The sequence below is a fragment of the Burkholderia sp. Bp9031 genome (genome assembly GCF_003857965.1).
GTDB lineage: Bacteria > Pseudomonadota > Gammaproteobacteria > Burkholderiales > Burkholderiaceae > Burkholderia > Burkholderia ambifaria_A.
In genome coordinates, this window is the sequence record NZ_QTPW01000001.1 from 138,820 (window position 1) to 158,314 (window position 19,495).

Consider the following 19,495-nt stretch of genomic DNA (forward strand, 5'->3'; position numbering starts at 1 on the left):
TGGACGATGACGGACAGAACCAAGGCGGCAGGCAGCGGACAGAAGTTCATCGCGCGCAATCGGGCGCCGCGCGTGCAGATCGAGTACGACGTCGAGACCTACGGCGCCGAGCGCAAGGTGCAGCTGCCGTTCGTGATGGGCGTCATCGCGGACCTGGCGGGCAAGCGCGCCGAACCGCTGCCGGACCTGCCGGAGCGCAAGTTCCTCGAGATCGACGTCGACAACTTCGACGAGCGGATGAAGTCGGTCGCGCCGCGCGTCGCGTTCCAGGTGCCGAACACGCTGACGGGCGACGGGATGCTCAGCGTCGACATGACGTTCGAGCAGATCGACGATTTCTCGCCGGCGGCGATCGCACGCAACGTCGACGCGCTGCGCCGGCTGCTGGATGCGCGCACCGAGTTGTCGAACCTGCTGTCGTACATGGACGGCAAGCATGGCGCCGAACAGCTGATCGAGCGCGCGATCAACGATCCCGACCTGCTGAAGACGCTCGTGCGCGAACCACGCGCCGACACGCAGGGCGGCAACGCGACCCAACCGGAGGCCCGCGATGAATGATCCTGTCCAGTCCCGTGCCGATACGCGCGATGCACGCGACGCCGCGCAACCGGCCGCCGCACACGGCGAATTCGCCGCGCTGCTGCAGAAGGAGTTCAAGCCGAAGACCGCCGAGGCGCGCGAGTCGGTCGAGCGCGCGGTGCGCACGCTCGCGCAGCAGGCGCTCGAACATACGGTCGGCATGACGACCGACGCATACGGCAGCGTGAAGCAGATCATCGCGGAGATCGACCGGAAGCTGTCCGAGCAGATCAACCAGATCCTGCATCACGACGAATTCCAGACGCTGGAAGGCGCGTGGCGCGGCCTGCATTACCTCGTCACGCACACCGAGACCGACGAGTTGCTGAAGATCAAGGCGTTGCCGGCATCGCGCAACGAGGTCGGGCGGATGCTCAAGCGCTACAAGGGCGTCGCGTGGGACCAGAGCCCGCTGTTCCGCAAGATCTACGAGGAGGAATACGGGCAGTTCGGCGGCGAGCCGTTCGGCTGCCTCGTCGGCGACTTCTACTTCAATCACAGCCCACCCGACGTCGAGATGCTCGGCGAGCTGTCGAAGATCGCGGCGGCCGCGCACGCGCCGTTCATCGCGGGCGCGTCGCCGGAGCTGATGCAGATGGACTCGTGGCAGGAGCTGTCGAACCCGCGCGACCTGACCAAGATATTCCAGAACACCGAATACGCGGCATGGCGCAGCCTGCGGCAGTCGGAGGATTCACGCTACGTCGGGCTCGCGATGCCGCGTTTTCTCGCGCGGCTGCCGTATGGCGCGCGCACCAATCCGGTCGACGAATTCGACTTCGAGGAAGACACCGACGCCGCGAATCATGATCGCTACACGTGGGCGAACTCGGCGTATGCGATGGCCGCCAACATCAACCGTTCGTTCAAGCAGTTCGGCTGGTGCTCGTCGATCCGCGGCGTGGAGTCGGGCGGGGCGGTCGAAGGGCTGCCGAGCCATACGTTCCCGACCGACGACGGCGGCGTCGACCAGAAATGCCCGACCGAGATCGCGATCAGCGACCGTCGCGAGGCCGAGCTCGCGAAGAACGGCTTCATGCCGTTCGTGCACCGGAAGAACTCGGATTTCGCGGCGTTCATCGGCGCGCAGTCGCTGTACCAGCCGGCCGAGTACCACGACCCCGACGCGACCGCGAACGCACGGCTGTCCGGCCGCCTGCCTTACCTGTTCGCGTGCTGCCGGTTCGCGCACTACCTGAAGTGCATCGTGCGCGACAAGATCGGCTCGTTCCGCGAGCGCGACGACATGGAGCGCTGGCTGAACGACTGGATCATGAACTACGTCGACGGCGACCCCGTGAACTCGTCGCAGGAAACCAAGGCGCGCAAGCCGCTGGCGGCTGCACAGGTGGTCGTCGACGAGGTCGAGGACAACCCCGGCTACTACACGTCGAAATTTTTCCTGAGGCCGCACTACCAGCTCGAAGGGCTCACCGTGTCGCTGCGGCTGATCTCGCGGCTGCCGTCCGCGAAGGCGGCGAACGAGTGAGCAGCAAGCGGCATTCCGTACAGCACTCAACCCGGCATTCAACCTGATTTCGCACCGAAACGGAGACGGCAATGGGCGTGGCAATGTTTATGAAGGTGGACGGCGTGACCGGCGAATCGGCGGACGCGCAGCACAAGGGCTGGACCGACATCGAGTCGTTCACGTGGGGCGCGAGCCAGCCGGGCGCGATGGCGAGCGGCAGCGGCGGCAATGCGGGCAAGGCGAGCTTCAACGATCTCGTCGTGGCCGCGTACATGGACAAGGGCGCGCCCGCGATCATCAAGAACTGCGCGAGCGGCAAGCATTTGCCGAAGGTCGAGATCTCCGCGTGCAAGACCGGCGGCTCGCAGATCGAGTTCATGCGCGTGACGCTGCAGGAAGTGCTGGTCACGTCCGCGCAGGTCGCGGGCATCGATCCGGGAGACGCGGCCGACCGTCTGATGATGCATTACGGCTTCCAGGCCGCGAAGGTGAAGAAGCAGTACTGGCAGCAGAACGACAACGGCGGCAAGGGCGCCGAGGTGTCGGTCGGCTGGAACATCAAGGAAAACACCGAGATGTGACGGCGGACCGATGACGATGGACGACCCGGGAACCCGCAACGGCCTGCACGGCGGCATGCGCGACCGGCTGCAGCCCGCGCTGCTCGACCGGCTGACCGACGACGCACCGCAGCGTGCGACCGATCCGCCCGGCACGCAATGGATCGGCGCCGAGCGCCTGCGCGCGGCCGTGCTGCGCGATCTCGCGTGGCTGCTCAATACGCGCAACGGCGAGGACGGCTTCGTCGACTGGGCCGCGTTCGCGCACGCGCAGGCGTCGGTGCTCAATTACGGAATGCGCCCGCTCGTCGGCAAGCCGATGTCGGGCGTCGAACGCATGTCGGTCGAGGCGTCGATCCGCGACGCGATCGTCCGCTTCGAGCCGCGCATCGCGCCCGACAGCGTCGAGGTCCGCAGCATCGCCGATGCATCGGGCGGGCGCGCTGGCGAGCGGCGTCACAACGTGCTGCTGTTCGAGATCCGCGGCACGCTGTGGTCGATTCCGCACCCGGTCGAATTCGTGCTGCGCTCCGACCTCGATCTCGAGACGGGCGCGATGTCGCTGCAGTCCGCAGCGGGAAGCTGACACGATGGATACGCGCCTGCTCGACTACTACAACCGCGAACTCGCGTACCTGCGCGAGCTCGGCGACGAATTCGCGCAGCAGTTCCCCAAAGTCGCCGCGCGGCTGCGGCTGCACGAATCGGGGCCGCCCGATCCGTACGTCGAGCGGCTGCTCGAAGGCTTCAGCTTCCTCACCGCGCGCGTGCAACTGAAGATGGACGCCGAGTTTCCGCGCTTCACGCAGGCGCTGCTCGATGCCGTGTATCCCGGCTATCTCGCGCCGTTGCCGTCGATGGCGATCATGCGCTTCGCGCCGATGCTGAACGAAGGCAGCCTCGCGCAGGGCTGGCGGTTGCCGGCCGGTACCGCGCTGCGCGCGCGGCCGGCCGCGTCCGAGCAGACCGCGTGCGAATTCCGCACCGCGCACGACCTGACGCTGTGGCCGCTCGAGCTGACCGATGCGGCCGTCACCGGCGCGCCGTCGTGGCTGCCGCGCGGCGCCGTGCCGGCGCGCCAGGACGTGCGCGGCACGCTGCGCATCCGGCTGAAGGCGCGCGGCGGCACGAAACTCTCGCAACTGTCGCTCGATCGGCTGACCTTTCATCTCGCAGGCCCCGAGCGCGACGCGCTGCATCTGCTCGAACTGATCGCCGCGCATGCGCTCGGCGCCGTCTGCCACGACCCGGGGCAGCCGCCGCGCTGGCTGCACACGCTCGACGCCGACGCGATCGTCCACGAGGGTTTCGATCCGGCGCAGGCGATCCTGCCCGACGACGGGCGCAGCTTCCACGGCTACCGGCTGCTGCGCGAGTATTTCGCGTTTCCGGCACGCTTCCTGTTCTTCAGCATCGGCGGGCTGCGCGCCGCACTTGCGCGCGCCACCGGCGACGAATGCGAGCTGACCGTGCTGTTCGACCGGCACGACGCGGCGCTCGAGGCAGCCGTCGATGCGCGGCATCTGGCGCTGAACTGCACGCCGGCCGTGAACCTGTTCGCGCGTCGCGGCGATCGCATTCGGGTGCAGCCGGGCGCGCGCGAGCATCATGTCGTCGTCGACCGCAGCCGGCCGCTCGACCACGAGATCTATGCGGTGCAGCGGCTCGCGAGCGAGCAGCGCGACGACGGCCAGTCGCGCGAATTCCGGCCGTTTCACGCGTCGTTCGCGAGCGACGACGGCAACTACGGCGCGTACTACACGGTGCGGCGCGAGCCTCGGCTGGTGTCCGCGCAGGCTCGCGCGAACGGCACACGCACCGGCTACGTCGGCAGCGAGGCCTACGTGTCGCTCGTCGACAGCCAGTGCGCGCCGTACGACGAAACGATGCGCTACCTGTCCGTCGACACGCTGTGCACGAACCGCGATCTCGCGCTGCTGCTGCCGCCCGGCGACGCGAACGCGTTCACGCTGCGCATCTCGGCCCCCGTCGAGCGGATCGTCGCGATTCGCGGCCCGTCGCGGCCGCGCCCGCCGATCGCCGACGCGCAGACGGCCTGGCGGCTCATCCGTCATCTCGGGCTGGCCCGGCAGACGATGACCGATCTCGACGACGAGGAGGGCGCGCATGCGCTGCGCGAGCTGCTCGGCCTGCACGCCGACCCGGCCGATGCCGCGATGCGCCGGCAGATCGACGGCGTGCGGCGCGTCGCATTCTCGCCCGTGTTCCGGCGGCTGCCGGCGCTCGGGCCACTGATGTTCGGACGCGGCGTGCAGGTCGACGTGACCGTGGACGACCATGCGTTCTCCGGCGACAGCCCGTTCCTGCTCGGCGCGGTGCTCGAACAGTTCTTCGCGCGCCACGTCTCGATCAACGCGTTCGCCGAATGCGTGCTGACCAGTGCGCAGCGCGGCACGCTCGCGCACTGGCCGGCGCGCATCGGCAGGCGGCCCGCGATATGAAACACGGCACGCCGCCCGGCGCTCGACCGGCCACCGAGGACGCACGCCGCGACGCGTGGTGGGCACGGCTGCGTGCCGCGCCGCATGGCTACGACCTGTTCGAGGCATTGCGCTGGCTCGATGCGCTGTCGCCCGGCCGCGCACCGCTCGGCCATGCCGCGCGGCCGCGCGACGAACCGGTGCGGCTCGGGCAGCAGCCGTCGCTCGCGTTCGCGGCATCGATGCTGGCTGGCGCGTACGACGATGACAATGGCACCGCGCGGCCGCGCATCGCGATCCACGGTTTCGGGCTGTTCGGGCCGAACGGACCGCTGCCGACCCACCTGACCGAATACGCGCACGAACGCGCAGCGCAACACGACGACTCGACCTTCACCGCGTTCGCGGACCTGTTCCATCACCGGCTGATCCTGCTGTTCTACCGAGCATGGGCCGATGCGCAGCCGACGGTGAGCCTCGATCGTCCCGGAAGGGCGCGGTTCGACGCGTACATCGCGAGCCTGGTCGGGCGCGCCGCGCATGGCGACAGGCCGGCCGCGCGGGCCGATGCCGAACGCCCAGCAGCCGGCACGCTCGCGCCGCACGCGCTTTATTTCCATGCAGGCCATCTCGTACGGCACACGCGCAATCCGGAAGGGCTCGTGCAGATCCTGCGGCGCCATTTCGGCGTCGACGCGCGCATCGTCGAGCACGTGCCGCGCTGGGTCGCGATCGAACGCTCGCAGCGCTGCGTGATCCGCGCGACGCGACCGACCTTGCGCGTCGGCGGCGTCGCACTCGGCATCGCGGTGCGCGACGCGCAGTCGCATTTCCGGATCGTGCTCGGGCCGCTGTCGCTCGACGCCTACCGGTGCTTCCTGCCGGGCGGCCCGCACGCGCGGCAGCTCGCGCAATGGGTGCGCGAATACGTCGGCATCGAGTTCGACTGGGACGTGCAGCTCGAACTGGCGGCCGATGCGGTACCGGCGATCGCGCTCGGCGCGCCGCAGGGCCTCGGCCGTACCGCGTGGCTCGGGCAGCGGCTCGAAGCGGGGCACGCACGCGATCTCGTCGTCCGCTACGACGCGCGCCGTGGCGGCCCGCCGCGTGCCGGCGCCGCCCTTCATCGCGAAACCGCCTAAACGGGAACCGTCATGTCCGATATCGGCCGCGCCAACCTGTTCGGAAAACTCGATCCGCTCCTCTACGAGACGCTCGAGCAGGCGACCGGATTCTGCCGGCTACGCGGCAATCCGTACGTCGAACTCGCGCACTGGCTCAAGCAGCTCCTGCAACGGCCTGACGGCGACCTGCAGCGCGTGCTGCGCCGTTTCGGGATCGACGAGGCGGCCATCGACCGCGGGCTGGTTGCCGCGCTCGACCGGCTGCCGCGCGGCGCGGGATCGGTGTCGGACCTGTCCGTGCATATCGACGACGCGGTCGAGCGCGCGTGGGTCTATGCCACGTTGAAATACGACGCGACGCGGATTCGCGGCGCCGTCCTGCTGCTCGCGATCCTGAAGACGCCGCAGTTGCGCAACGTGCTGTACGCGAGCGCACGCGAGTTCGAGCGCATCGTGCCCGACGTGCTCGCCGACGAACTCGAATCGATCGTCGACGGCTCGCCGGAGGCGTCACCGGCCGCGCATCCCAATGCGGGCTCGGGCGCCGGCGGCGCCGCCGCGGTGCGCGGTGTACCGCCCACGGAAGGGTCGGCCCTTGCGCGCTTCGCCGTCGACCTGACCGCCCGCGCGCGGGCCGGCGAGATCGACCCCGTTGTCGGGCGCGACTCGGAAATCCGCCAGATCGTCGACATCCTGCTGCGGCGCCGACAGAACAACCCGCTGCTGGTCGGCGAGGCCGGTGTCGGCAAGACGGCCGTCGCGGAAGGCTTCGCGCTGCGGATCGCCGCCGGCGACGTGCCGCCGTCGCTGCGCGACGTTGCGCTGTATCTGCTCGACATCGGGCTGCTCCAGGCCGGCGCGAGCGTGAAGGGCGAGTTCGAGAGCCGGCTGTGCGGCGTGATCGACGAGGCGATGTCGTCCGAGCAGCCGGCGATCCTGTTCATCGACGAAGTCCATACGCTCGTCGGCGCGGGCGGGGCGGCCGGCACCGGCGACGCCGCGAACTTGCTGAAGCCGGCGCTCGCGCGCGGCCTGCTGCGCACGATCGGCGCGACCACGTGGTCCGAGTACAAGCAGTACATCGAGAAGGATCCCGCACTGACGCGGCGCTTCCAGCTCGTGCACGTGCTCGAACCCGAAGAGGCGGCCGCGGTGACGATGCTGCGCGGCCTCGCCGCGAAACTCGAAGCCCACCATCGCGTGCTGGTGCTCGACGACGCGCTGCAGGCCGCCGTGACGCTGTCGCATCGGTATATCCCCGCGCGGCAGCTGCCAGACAAGGCGATCAGCCTGCTCGATACGGCCTGCGCGCGCGTTGCCGTCAGCCAGCACGCGGTGCCCGCGCCGATCGAGGACACGCGGCGGCGCATCGACGGCCTGCGAGTCGAGCGCGAACGGGTCGGGCGCGAATGCGCGCTAGGCAGCGGCGACACCGCGCGGCGCGACGCGATCGATACCGAGCTTGCCGCCGTGCAGACGGAACTCGATCGGCTCGACATGCGCTGGCAGGCCGAGCGCGAAGCGCTGACGGCGATCGTCGAGTCGCGCGCGACGCTGCTCGACGACGATCCGTCGCACGAACTTTCCGCCGCAGCACGCACCGATGTTCAATCGCGCCTGGCCGCCGCACAGCAGGCGCTGGCCAGCCTGCAGGGTGACGCACCGCTCGTGCTGCCCGCGGTCGACACGCATGCCGTAGCCGCCGTCGTCGCCGACTGGACCGGCATCCCGCTCGGCCGGATGGTGCGCGACGAGACACAGGCCGTGCTGAAGCTCGCCGAGACCCTCGGCGAACGCGTCATCGGCCAGCGGCATGCGGTCGAACTGATCGCCGAGCGGATCCAGACCGCGCGCGCGAAGCTCGACGATCCGACCAAGCCGCACGGCGTGTTCCTGCTGTGCGGGCCGTCCGGCGTCGGCAAGACCGAGACCGCGCTCGCGCTGGCCGACACGTTGTACGGCGGCGAGCGCAACGCGATCACGATCAACATGAGCGAATTCCAGGAGGCGCACACGGTCTCGACGCTGAAGGGCGCGCCGCCCGGCTACGTCGGCTACGGACAGGGCGGGGCGCTCACCGAGGCCGTGCGCCGCCGGCCGTACAGCGTCGTGCTGCTCGACGAGATCGAGAAGGCGCATCGCGACGTGCACGAGATTTTCTTCCAGGTGTTCGACAAAGGCTGGATGGAGGATGGCGAGGGGCGCGACATCGACTTCCGGCATACCGTGATCCTGCTGACCTCGAACATCGGCACCGATCGCGTGATGCAGCTGTGTCGCGATCCTGATCGCCTGCCCGACATGCTGACGCTTGCCGATGCGCTGCGCGCGCCGCTGCTCGACGTGTTCCCGGCCGCGCTGCTCGGCCGATTGACCGTCGTGCCGTACTACCCGCTGACCGATGCGACGCTCGCACGCATCGTCGAGCTGCAGTTGCGACGCTTCGAGAAGCGGATCGACCTGCATCACGGCATCCGGCTGCAGTGCACCGACGCGGCGACCGCGCTGATCGTCGAACGCTGCCGGACCATCGAATCCGGCGGCCGGATGGTCGACGCGATCCTCACGCATACCGTGATGCCACGCATCGGCCGCACGATTCTCGAGGCCACGCTCGAAGGGCGTGCGCTGGCGTCGATCGAGGTGAGCGCGGCCGGCGGCGAATTCGCTTACCGGTTCGACGAGGAGGGAACGACGTGAATCGCGTATTCACACTCGACAGCCCGCACGGCGACGACCTGAAATTCCATACGCTCGACGGCAGCGACGAACTCGGCCGCCTGTTCGAATTCCGGATCGAGGCGCTGGCGGACAGCCACAGCCTGTCGCTGAAGGACTTGCTCGGCAAGCCCGTGACCGTGCGGATCGAGCAGCAGGACCTGTCGACGCGATACCTGAACGGGATCGTCGCACGCGCGACGCTGGCCGGCCGGCGCGCCGAACGGCACTACGGCTACGAGCTCGTCGTGCGGCCGTGGCTGTGGCTCGCGACGCGCCGCTCGGACTGCCGGATCTTCCAGAACCGCACCGTGCCAGACATCGTGCAGGAAGTGCTGGCGCCGTATGGCTTTCCGATCGAGAACAAGCTGACCGAATCCTATGTGCCGCGCGAGTACTGCGTGCAGTACAACGAGACCGATACGGCATTCGTGTCGCGGCTGATGGAATTCGAGGGCATCTATTTCTATTTCCGGCACGCGGCCGACAGTCACACGCTCGTGCTGTGCGATGCGATGTCGTCGCACGTCGCGTTGCCCGGCTACGAAACGATCCCGTACATCGCGCAGGATCGCACGGCAATCGCCGACGAGGAGCACATCGACGCGTGGCTGCCCGCTCAGGAGGTAAGCGTCGGCAAGCATCAGACCACCGACTACGACTATACGAAGCCGCGCGCCGATCTTTCGTCGCAGAAAGTCGATCCGCGTGGTCACGATCACGACAGCTTCGCGTCGTTCGAATGGCCGGGCGGGTATCGCGACGATGCGCCGGGTGCGCATTACAGCCGCGTAAGGCTCGAGGAACAGCAGGCCGAGCATGAGCGGGCGAGTGCCGAGACGGACGTGCGCGGTGCCGCGCCCGGGTATCTGTTCACGCTCGAGCATTGCCCGCGTGCTGACCAGAATCGCGAATATTTGATCGTGCGGTGCCAGTACCGCTTTCAGGAGAACGCGTATGCGAGCGATCAGGGCGCCGAGGCCGTCGTGCATCAGACGATGATGATCGTGCAGCCGTCGAGCCTGCCTTACCGGTCGCCGCGAGAGACGCCGAGGCCGCGCACCAATGGGCCGCAGACGGCTACCGTGGTCGGGCCGCCGGGGGAGGAAATCTGGACCGATCAGTATGGGCGCGTGAAGCTGCAGTTTCGCTGGGACCGGTATGGGCAGAGCAACCAGGATTCGTCGTGCTGGGTGCGGGTGTCGAGTCCTTGGGCCGGGGGTGGGTTCGGGGGGGTGCAGATTCCGCGGGTGGGCGACGAGGTCGTGGTCGATTTTCTGAACGGCGATCCGGACGAGCCGATCGTGACGGGGCGGGTTTTCAACGGCGAGAAGATGCCGCCGTGGGGGCTGCCGGGGAGTGCGACGCAGAGCGGATTGTTGTCGCGGTCGTCGCCGGGCGGGACGACCGAGCACGCGAACGCGTTCCGGTTCGAGGACAAGAAGGGCGCCGAGCAGCTGTGGATGCATGCGGAGCGGAATTTCGATGCGGAGACGGAGGCCGATCACACGCTTTCTGTCGGGAACAACCACACGCATACGGTCGGGAACGACGAGACGATGCAGGTGAAGAACAACCGGCAAAGGAGCGTCGGGCAGAACGAAACGGTGAATATCGGCAAGAGCCGGGTCGCGCAGATCGGGGTGGATGAGACGCATGGGGTTGGCGGGAACCGGACACGAACGGTCGGGAAGAAGGAGACCGTGACGATCGCGTCCGATCGTGAGGCGACGATCGGCGGCAGCCACACGGAGTCGGTCACACATGCCAAGACCGAAACGATCGGCGAAGGCAAGACGCTGAACGTCGGACAGATGTATCAGACGACGTCGAAGGACATGAAGACGCTGGTGGCCTCGGCGCATACCGAGGAGATCGGCACGCGAACGTCGACGATCACGAATGCCCATACGCACACGGTCGGCGGCGAACACACCGTCAACGTCGGTGCGAACCACACGACGAACGTGCAGCATCAGGTGACCGTCAACGCCGGCGACCAGCTTTCGCTCGTCTGCGGGATGTCCAGCATCGTGATGAAGAGCGACGGCACGATCGCGATCCAGGGCATCAACGTGACGTCGACCGGCACGGAAAGCCACAGCGTGAACGGCAAGACGGTGACGTCGTCGGCGACCGCCGAACACACGGTCGAAGGTGCCGTCCTGAAACTGAATCCCTGACGGAGGCTCGCACGAATGCAGAACTGGCAGCCGACCAATCCGGTGGAGCGCAGGTTCATGGATGCGCATTCGGACTGGATGAGTTTCGCGAAAGAGCAGGACGCGCGATTGATGATCTGGCAGACCGACGAGACGGATGCGGAGCTCGTCCGGCTGTATTTCCAGGTCCAGGACGAAACGTCGTGCGCGGTCAGGACCATGCGGGCGTCGTTCGTCAATGAAGCCGGTTATGCGACAGCGTTGGCGGACGAGCTCATCGCATTCTACGACAGCCGGCGGGAGGCATCCGATGCTCAGGGCATGCGTGCCGACTGGCAGGCGCCGTACGACGATGGCAAGAATCCGATGCTGTATCTCTTCGCAGTTGCCGAAAGCCTGATGCAGCACCATCCGGACATTTTCCCGGCGATGGTTTTCGTGCTGGAGCCGCTGAAAGTGCGGGATAACGCGGCGTGGGTGCGATGGATGGACGATTTGCTGTCGATCATTGCGGTCGCGCCGCAGCTTGCCGAGCGTGTGCGCTTTGTCGTACCGCGTATCGATATCGCGCCGTTTGCGGCGCTCATGCAACGGCATCGCACCGCGGTGCGCGTCGTGCAAGGCAAGTATTCGATGGCGAGTGTGCCACGTGAGCTGCTGGCGGAATCGGGGGAGCGCGGGCCGAGCGGTGAGTTTCGACGGCATTTCGTGATGCTGACCGAGATGATCGAAGGCGGTAATCCCTCTCGGCTGGAGGAATTGCGTGCGGCGGCACTGAAGGTTGCGGAGTGCGAGCAGTGGTTCGATCAATGCGTTGTCGTGCACCTGATTGCGGGAGCCGCGTATCTGAAATGGCGCGATCGGGCGCGGGCGATCGAGGCTTACCAGAGCGCCGCCAGCAGTGGCATGCGCGCGGTCGAGGCCGGGCATCCGGCAGGGCACAAGCTCGTTGCGAACGGGTTGTTCGGCGAGGCGAGCGTGCATTTGACGCACAAGGATTATGCGCACTCGGCTTACTGCTACGAGCGTGCGGCGGCGTCGACTACGGCGGCGAAAGATGGGTTGATGACGGTCGAGGCGTGGCGGATGAGCGCCGTGTGCTGGGAGCGGGCAGGGGAGCGCGAACATGCGCTGGAGGCCGGGTTCAATGCGCTCGATGCGGGGTTGATGATCGACGAGCCGATGCGGGCGAACAGTAACCTGCCGATGGTTGTCGAGTGGATGGTGTCGCAACTGGGTGCGATGGACCGGCGGCGCAACGCGTTGAGCGAGAAGGTCGCTGCGTTGCGCGGCGGGCGCTGAGCGGAGGCCGAAACCGTGGCACTTCCAGCCGTCAAGCATCTCGATCCGGTCGTCGGCGTCGACCTGCATTCGGTGTTGGTGGCGCCGAGCCCGACGCCCGTGTTCCTGCCGCACCCCCATATCGGGTTCATGCTCGACCTGCGCGAATATGTGAACGCCGCCTTGGGCGTCATCGGCGCGATCGCCTTCACGATCGTCGAGGAAAAGGCGGTCGAATATCTCAAAGACCATCCGGACGACGCGAAGAAACTCGACGACACGCTCAAAGACGCCTCCGGTGAGCTTCAAAAGTTGGCGAAGGATCCGACTGTCGCGCAAGCGCTGAAGGGTGCAAAGACTGCAGGCGATATCGCAAACGCGATGGGTGCCGGCGTCGGGATGGGCAGCATCGCAGGTCGGCCGATCTTCGTGAACGGAATGCTGCGTGCTACCGCCGGCACGCACGCATTCCATGCGCCAGCGCTGCATTTCCCGCTCGGCGAATCGTTCGCGCCCCCCGATCCGGACCCATCGAACGACGCGGAAGCGTACATGGGCAGCAAGACCGTCCTCGCGAACAACGACCCGATGGCATTTCTGGCGTTGCCGGCAATGAGTTGCTGGGCGCTCGGGCTGGAGCCGCCGACGCACAACGGTGCGCATACGAAGCGCGAGCATCTGTCGTTGCCGACGTCATTCATGCTGCCGATTCCGACCGGACGACCCGTGCTGGTGGGCGGGCCGCCGATCGTCAACATGGCGGCGCTTGCGAAGGGCTTGTTCAAGGCATTCCGCGGGTCGGAGTGGGCGAAGACGCTGGCGGATAAATTGCATTTGAAGTCGGGATTTCTGCGGTGCAAGGTGCTTCACGCAGAGCCTGTCGATGCAATCAGGGGAGAAGTGGTTGTACAGCAACACGATTTCACGATCACCGGCCGCCTCCCGTTGGTGTGGGATCGCCATTATGCGAGCCACGATATGCAGGATGGAGCAGTTGGCGTCGGCTGGAGGACACTTGCAGATGTCCATTTGAAATTGATGCGGAACTCAGGAACAGTGGGTGTCGCCGCATATTTTTCGGATCACTCGACGGCTTTCGACACGATGCCGGAGACGGTTGGGATACAGACTTGTGTATATGACTGGCAGTATGGACATGCCTTGTACCGGCAAGATGATCGCCTTGTCCTGCGTACGTATGCCGGGATCGAACATGAATTTGTGTTGCCGGAACGCTGGAAACATGCGGTAGCCACGCTCACTGAGGGTGCCGCATTGATTCTTCCCATTGAACGGATGGCCGATCTCAGCGGCAACGCGTGGACATTCGAGCGCGGACCGGATCGAAACCTGGTGCGCCTCGTTGAATGGAAGAGCGATGGTAAAACCGGACGCGTTATCAGGTGTGATCCAAGGTCCGGTAGCCAGATCGGAAGCCATTCAAGTCTGCTCGCTACCTTGACGCTAATTGACACAAGCGGCCGTATCCACCCCCTCGTCAGCTACGAGCACGACCGAAACGGGAATCTGATTACCGTATTCGATGCGATGAACCACCCACATCGGTTCACATATGACGACGATCATCGGATGGCAAGTCACACAAGCGCGCGGGGAATAACGTTCTACTACAGCCATCGACACTACGATGACGATGTGTGGCGGGTCGATCACGCGTGGGGTGAAAGCGGCCTCGTCGACTACCGCTTTGACTACGACATCACGCATCGGGAAACGCGGATCACAAATTCGCTAGGGAACCAGACGATCCTACAGGCGAACGAGCGAGGCATACCGGTCGCAAGAATCGATCCACTCGGGAACGTAACGAATTATCGATACGATGCCCGGAGCCGTACGAGCGAAAAAATCGATTCAGCCGGGCGCACTACGACATGGAGATATGACGAATATGGAAATCTGGTTACGCAGACGCTACCGGATGGAACTGCCGTATACGCCCAGTACAACGAATTTGGTAAGCCGATATGTGTAACTGCACCCGGAGACAGGCAATGGCACTACGCATGGGATGAACATGGCAATCTGCTTGCGCAGACTACACCGATACAGACGCGCATGCACTACGAGTACAACTGGCTTGGTCAGCTTGTCAGGCATACGGGACCACGAGGTGCAGTGACTCGCTTCGACTACGATCACGATGGAAATCTCGCAGAGGTAATCGACGCGCTCGGACATCGCACCCGATATACTTTCGATGCCCGAGCCAATATCATCGCGACAGTCAACGCGTTAGGCCACATGAGTCGCTACGAATATGATCGCAACGGCAACCTCATACGGGCGATCGAACAGGGAGAACGGGAAACCTCTTACAGTTACGATGCCAACGGGAACCTGACACGCTATCGCAATCCAGATGGCGAGGTCACCCAATTGGAATACTCTCCGCTTGGACATATCAGCACACGCTTGGCACCGGATGGTGGCGTGGTCGAATACCGCTACGACACTGAAGCTCGTCTGGTTGGCATAGTCAATGAGCGCGGCCAACTGCATCAGATAAAGCGCGACCCCTTGGGGCGCATAGTCGAGGAGGTTGACTACTGGGGTCAACCACAGCGGTACGAATACGGCGCAACGGGTGCGTTGTTGCGTAGCATTGATCCGTTGGGACAAACGATCGAATATGAAACGGATACGCTCGACCGTCTCGTGCAGAAACGAATGCCGGATCCACGGCAACCTGATGCGATTCGTGCTGATTTTTTTTCCTACGATTGCCATGGAAATTTGATAGTCGCAGAAAATCCAGATAGTCGAATCGAGCTAGCTTACGACGCTGTCGGTCGTGTAACGGAGGAGCGACAGGGCAACGATTTTGTGATTCTGCATACATACGACGCCGCCGGTAACCGAATTGAGCGTCAAACGCAACTCAACGTAAGCGGCATCGTTACGACACATACTGTTCGCTATGGTTACAACGCCCTCGATACAGTCAACTCGATCCAGATCGATGACGCGATGCCCATTACATTCGAGCATGATCCACTCGGACAAGTCATTCTCGAACATCTTGGAGCAGAGATGCGGCGTGAAATCTCGTACACGTCCGACGGACTACTTGCGAAACAGACACTGCTCACTGGCACCAGCGTTTTGTTCGCCAGCGAATATGCGTACAACGCTAATGGCGAAGTGATCGGGAAGGGTGACTCCCGCTTCGGCACCGAGGGTTACCAGTATGACCCTGTAGGAAGGCTGACCGCACACCTCGATCCTACCGGCAAATTGCAAGAATTCGCATACGATTCTGCTGGAGACTTACTTAGCATTCGAACTCGAAATGGGCCGCAAAGAAAGATTATCAACATAAGGGGCAACCGCGGAAATCGGATTCTTGATGAGGAATCAAACGATCCCCGCTGGGTGTACGATCAGCGAGGAAATTTGATATGGAAACGTGAATCACAACAGGATTTGGCACTCCAATGGGATGCACAAGGGCTACTGATCGAGTCGTTGGCAACTCGACCTCGATCGTCGGACTCTGAACCAGGCGATGGCGCACTTAACATTCGAACGCAGTATATCTATGATGCTTTTCGCCGTCGACTCAGGAAGACGACTCTCGCAGTGCATGGTGCAGGAACGCAAGCAACGTTCCAATTCGCTACAACAGCGCGGCGAAGCGTTAGCCACTTTTTTTGGGACGGCGATGCGCTCGTGGCTGAACTCGCTGAAGGCGATGGAGGACATCCAGCATATCGATTGCCCTATGGCTTGATGCTCGATGAGGATCAAGCCCCGAGACAGCCTGAAGGGCGAGTTCGAAAACACCAAGAATGGGTCTACTATCCAGACACGTTTGTTCCACTAGCCTGCGTTAGCGATGCCGAAGCAGCGAATACCCGTTCCAAAAATTGGCGCAATCGTCGGATTTCCTACTACCGACGTGATGTAAATGGTTGCCCAACCCAAATGATCGATTCCAACGGACGTGAGGTTTGGTCTACGGGCATCAGTAGCGGATCGACGGCTCCAATGAACACGAACGACTACAACCCGATTCGTCTTCAAGGGCAGTATTGGGACGTAGAAACAGGGCTACATTACAACCGACATCGATACTACGACCCGTTTCTCGGAGGCTTCATATCCAAGGACCCTTTAGGCTTGGCTGCTGGAGTCAATTTGTATCGTTACGGGCCAAATTCAACAGTTTGGACCGATCCGCTTGGATTTCGATCCAGTAGCGCGCAACCGAATAATAATTTCCCGTGGGACCTTGCGCATATACTCGGGGATCTCAATCGAAATAATGACCCGCCACTGAGTGGCTTCCACCTTAATCGTCCACAGCGAAGGCGAATTCGAGACTGGGGCGCCGGCCCGGGCGAACCCAAGCTATATCCCGTTCGAGTGACTCCGCTCGGTGGCCCCTGTCTCCATGGAGCATACAAAGGACAGATCGAAATCGAAGTCGGTAATCGTTGGGAAACCGTTGCCACGAACAAGAGCTTCTTCCCTGACCACTGGAATGCAGCCGAGTTGCGCAGGCAATTGCAATCAATTGATCCGCACGATCCGTCGAAATGGCATTTCGACCCAATGACCCGGAGATTCGAGGGCACAACAGCGTCCGGACTTAGGATTGCCGGATACGAAGATGAATGGGGAGGGGAATACCGTCCTTTTCCAGAGTGTCACTGACTGCACTGGAGCGCATTGCAGGCAATCAAGGCTAGTCTACACGGCTCCCCAGACATGCCTTGAATTTTACATAACGTGAATTATCAACGTTAAATCTAGGTGTAGCGGCTAAGTTGTAATGTCCGCTTCTAGCTAAGTTCAGATGTCCGCTTTTCGGTCCGTCGTAAGCTGATCGGCCGCTGGGAATCCAGCGCCGGAGGCTTCGATGGCTGTAACGGAACGGATCACGATGACGATGCGCGAGCTGGACAGGTTCAGGGTCATTCAGGATGTGGCGGACGGCAAGCTCAAGCCGTTGCGTGCGGCAGAACGGCTGGAGTTGACGACACGACAGATCCGCCGGTTGGTCGCCCAGCTGCGTGAGCACGGGCCGGCGGGATTGGTGTCGGGACACCGAGCGAAGCCCGGCAATCGCCGCCTGGATCCAGGAGCCGCCGACCGGGCGTTGTCGATCATCCGAGATCGCTACGCCGATTTCGGACCGACGCTGGCTTGCGAGAAGCTCTGGGAATGCCACGGTATCCGGCTGGCCAAGGAAACGGTGCGCCGGCTGATGACCGATGCCGGGTTGTGGGTGCCGCGGCGGCAGCGTCCGCCGAAGGTTTATCAGCCACGCGCGCGTCGCGCATGCCTCAGTGAACTGATTTCCCGCCCATCGCAAGCTGTCCGGCGACGGAGGCTGAGATGGCTGCCATTTTCCGAATAAAATGGCAATCTGGATTTAACTTAGTTAACCGAAGTATTTATCAGAATCTTCATTCTCCTATCACACAATTAGCGAGATTCAATTGGCCTTCTCCATCCCGACAAGACTAAATTTCGTCGGCACTTCCCCCTCAGCCAAGGAATCTCATCAATATGTCACACACCGCGAATCGCTTTTTGCAGAGCGTGATCGCCGCGGCCTGCGTCGCACTGGCCTCTTCTTCGCATGCCGTCGAACTGACGCGCGACAACGGCTCGCCCGTCGGCGACAACCAGAATTCCCAGACAGCCGGACCGAACGGGCCGACGTTGCTACAGGACTCGCATCTCATCGAAAAACTCCAGCGCTTCGATCGCGAACGCATCCCCGAGCGTGTCGTGCATGCCCGAGGCACGGGCGCGTTCGGTGAATTCGTGCCGAGCGCCGACATCAGCGACCTGACGATGGCCAAGGTCTTCACGCCCGGCACGAAGACACCCGTGTTCGTACGCTTCTCGACCGTGATGGGTTATCGCGGCTCGCCGGAGCAGGCGCGCGATCCTCGCGGTTTCGCCGTGAAGTTCTACACGGAACAGGGCAACTGGGATCTGGTCGGGATCAACCTGCCGATCTTCTTCATCCGCGATGCAATCAAGTTCCCGGACTTCGTCCATGCGAACAAGCCGAGCGCCGTCACGGGCGTGCAAGACCCGAACCTCGCGTTCGACTTCTTCGCGCATGCGCCTGAGGCGACCAGCATGCTGACGCGGCTGTACACGACCGAGGGCATGCCCGATTCGTACCGGCACATGGACGGCTACGGCGTGCATGCGTTCAAGTTCGTCAACGCCGACGGCAAGTTCACGTACGTGAAGTTCCACTGGAAGAGCGAGCAAGGGATGCACGGGCTCCGTCCGAAGGACATTCCGGGTTCGATCGGCGCCGACTGGAACCTGATGACAAACGACCTGTATGGCGCACTGAAGGCCGGCAACGCGCCGAAGTGGGATCTCTACATTCAGGTGCTGAAGCCGTCCGAGCTCGACGCGTTCGATTTCAATCCGCTCGACGATACGAAGGTATGGGCCGGCGTCCCGGAACGCAAAGTGGGCACGCTCACGCTGAACCGCGTACCGGACAACTACTTCGAGTCGACCGAGGAATCCGCCTTTGCCCCGTCGCGGATGGTGCCGGGCATCGAGCCGTCGGAAGACCGGATGCTGCAGGGCCGCATGTTCTCGTACGCGGATACGCAGATGTACCGCCTTGGCGCGAACTTCAACCAGTTGCCGATCAACCGCCCCCGCGTGGCCGTCACGAACAACAACCAGGACGGCGCGATGAACTTCGGCGACCGCAAGGGTGAAGTGAACTACGAGCCGTCGACGCTGAACGAACTCGCGCAGAACCCGCGCTACAAGTCGGTGGCGACGCCGCTGTCCGGCACGACGCAGCAGGCCGCGATCCGCAAGACGCTGAATTTCCGGCAAGCCGGAGAGTATTACCGAACGCTGTCCGCTCAGGAGCAGCAGGATCTGGTGACCGCGCTGTCGGGTGACCTGAACCACGTGAAGAACGACGCGAACAAGTACGCGATGCTGTCGTACTTCTACAAAGCCGACTCGGACTACGGTACGCGCCTTGCGCGTGCGACACACGCCGACCTCTCCCGCGTGAAGTCGCTCGCCGACAAGCTCGTCGAGAACTGATCAGCAATAGAGCGAAGGCTGCATGCGCGGCCTTCGCGCCCTGACCTACCGGATTGCGCCGCGCGGCCACGCGCGGCGCGCA

General features: G+C 63.8%; 11 protein-coding genes and 1 pseudogene. All 12 read left to right on the forward strand.

The genetic code is table 11. The features are described 5' to 3' along the window. The first annotated feature begins 6 nt into the window (after positions 1–6). The 12 genes and pseudogenes from tssB to DIE15_RS00700 all read left to right on the forward strand — a co-directional run bounded on the left by tssB (position 7) and on the right by DIE15_RS00700 (position 19,413). Positions 7–561 (forward strand): type VI secretion system contractile sheath small subunit, encoded by a 555-nt coding sequence (tssB, locus tag DIE15_RS00645; protein WP_124831964.1) that lies wholly within the window; start codon positions 7–9, stop codon positions 559–561. Next, positions 554–2,071, forward strand: a complete 1,518-nt coding sequence (tssC, locus tag DIE15_RS00650) for a type VI secretion system contractile sheath large subunit (protein ID WP_124831966.1) — start codon at positions 554–556, stop codon at positions 2,069–2,071. Before tssB ends, tssC begins: the two co-directional genes overlap by 8 nt. A 71-nt stretch (positions 2,072–2,142) precedes the next feature. Next, complete coding sequence (locus tag DIE15_RS00655) at positions 2,143–2,634, forward strand: type VI secretion system tube protein Hcp (protein WP_057927224.1); 492 nt, start codon at positions 2,143–2,145, stop codon at positions 2,632–2,634. Positions 2,635–2,650: 16 nt separating this feature from the next. Beyond that, complete coding sequence (gene tssE, locus DIE15_RS00660) at positions 2,651–3,199, forward strand: type VI secretion system baseplate subunit TssE (RefSeq protein WP_124831967.1); 549 nt, start codon at positions 2,651–2,653, stop codon at positions 3,197–3,199. Between the two features lie 4 nt (positions 3,200–3,203). Continuing rightward, the gene (tssF, locus tag DIE15_RS00665; protein WP_057927225.1) at positions 3,204–5,075 is read left to right on the forward strand and encodes a type VI secretion system baseplate subunit TssF; all 1,872 of its coding nucleotides are present in this window, start codon (positions 3,204–3,206) and stop codon (positions 5,073–5,075) included. Further along, positions 5,072–6,196, forward strand: coding sequence for a type VI secretion system baseplate subunit TssG (tssG, locus tag DIE15_RS00670; protein WP_124831969.1), 1,125 nt, complete (start codon positions 5,072–5,074; stop codon positions 6,194–6,196). The genes tssF and tssG overlap by 4 nt, the downstream gene beginning before the upstream one ends. 12 nt (positions 6,197–6,208) lie before the next feature. Next, a complete protein-coding gene (tssH, locus tag DIE15_RS00675; RefSeq protein WP_124831971.1) occupies positions 6,209–8,878 on the forward strand; it encodes a type VI secretion system ATPase TssH in 2,670 nt (889 codons plus the stop codon). Next, positions 8,875–11,079, forward strand: coding sequence for a type VI secretion system tip protein TssI/VgrG (gene tssI / locus DIE15_RS00680; protein WP_124831972.1), 2,205 nt, complete (start codon positions 8,875–8,877; stop codon positions 11,077–11,079). Before tssH ends, tssI begins: the two co-directional genes overlap by 4 nt. A 15-nt stretch (positions 11,080–11,094) precedes the next feature. After that, positions 11,095–12,360, forward strand: a complete 1,266-nt coding sequence (locus DIE15_RS00685) for a hypothetical protein (protein ID WP_124831974.1) — start codon at positions 11,095–11,097, stop codon at positions 12,358–12,360. 15 nt (positions 12,361–12,375) lie between these two features. After that, positions 12,376–17,019 carry an RHS repeat-associated core domain-containing protein gene (locus DIE15_RS00690; protein ID WP_185734318.1) on the forward strand — a complete coding sequence of 1,548 codons (4,644 nt, stop codon included), beginning with the start codon at positions 12,376–12,378 and terminating at the stop codon, positions 17,017–17,019. A gap of 205 nt (positions 17,020–17,224) precedes the next feature. Beyond that, positions 17,225–17,665 (forward strand): annotated as a pseudogene (locus DIE15_RS00695) (helix-turn-helix domain-containing protein); the annotation flags it as partial. Positions 17,666–17,877: 212 nt separating this feature from the next. Next, a complete protein-coding gene (locus tag DIE15_RS00700; RefSeq protein WP_124831976.1) occupies positions 17,878–19,413 on the forward strand; it encodes a catalase in 1,536 nt (511 codons plus the stop codon). The last annotated feature ends 82 nt before the right edge of the window (positions 19,414–19,495 follow it).

Coding starts and splice junctions, on each gene's coding strand:
- tssB (WP_124831964.1), top strand. CDS start 7: ATGACGGACAGAACCAAGGCGGCAGGCAGCGGACAGAAGTTCATCGCG.
- tssC (WP_124831966.1), top strand. CDS start 554: ATGAATGATCCTGTCCAGTCCCGTGCCGATACGCGCGATGCACGCGAC.
- DIE15_RS00655 (WP_057927224.1), top strand. CDS start 2,143: ATGGGCGTGGCAATGTTTATGAAGGTGGACGGCGTGACCGGCGAATCG.
- tssE (WP_124831967.1), top strand. CDS start 2,651: ATGGACGACCCGGGAACCCGCAACGGCCTGCACGGCGGCATGCGCGAC.
- tssF (WP_057927225.1), top strand. CDS start 3,204: ATGGATACGCGCCTGCTCGACTACTACAACCGCGAACTCGCGTACCTG.
- tssG (WP_124831969.1), top strand. CDS start 5,072: ATGAAACACGGCACGCCGCCCGGCGCTCGACCGGCCACCGAGGACGCA.
- tssH (WP_124831971.1), top strand. CDS start 6,209: ATGTCCGATATCGGCCGCGCCAACCTGTTCGGAAAACTCGATCCGCTC.
- DIE15_RS00685 (WP_124831974.1), top strand. CDS start 11,095: ATGCAGAACTGGCAGCCGACCAATCCGGTGGAGCGCAGGTTCATGGAT.
- DIE15_RS00700 (WP_124831976.1), top strand. CDS start 17,878: ATGTCACACACCGCGAATCGCTTTTTGCAGAGCGTGATCGCCGCGGCC.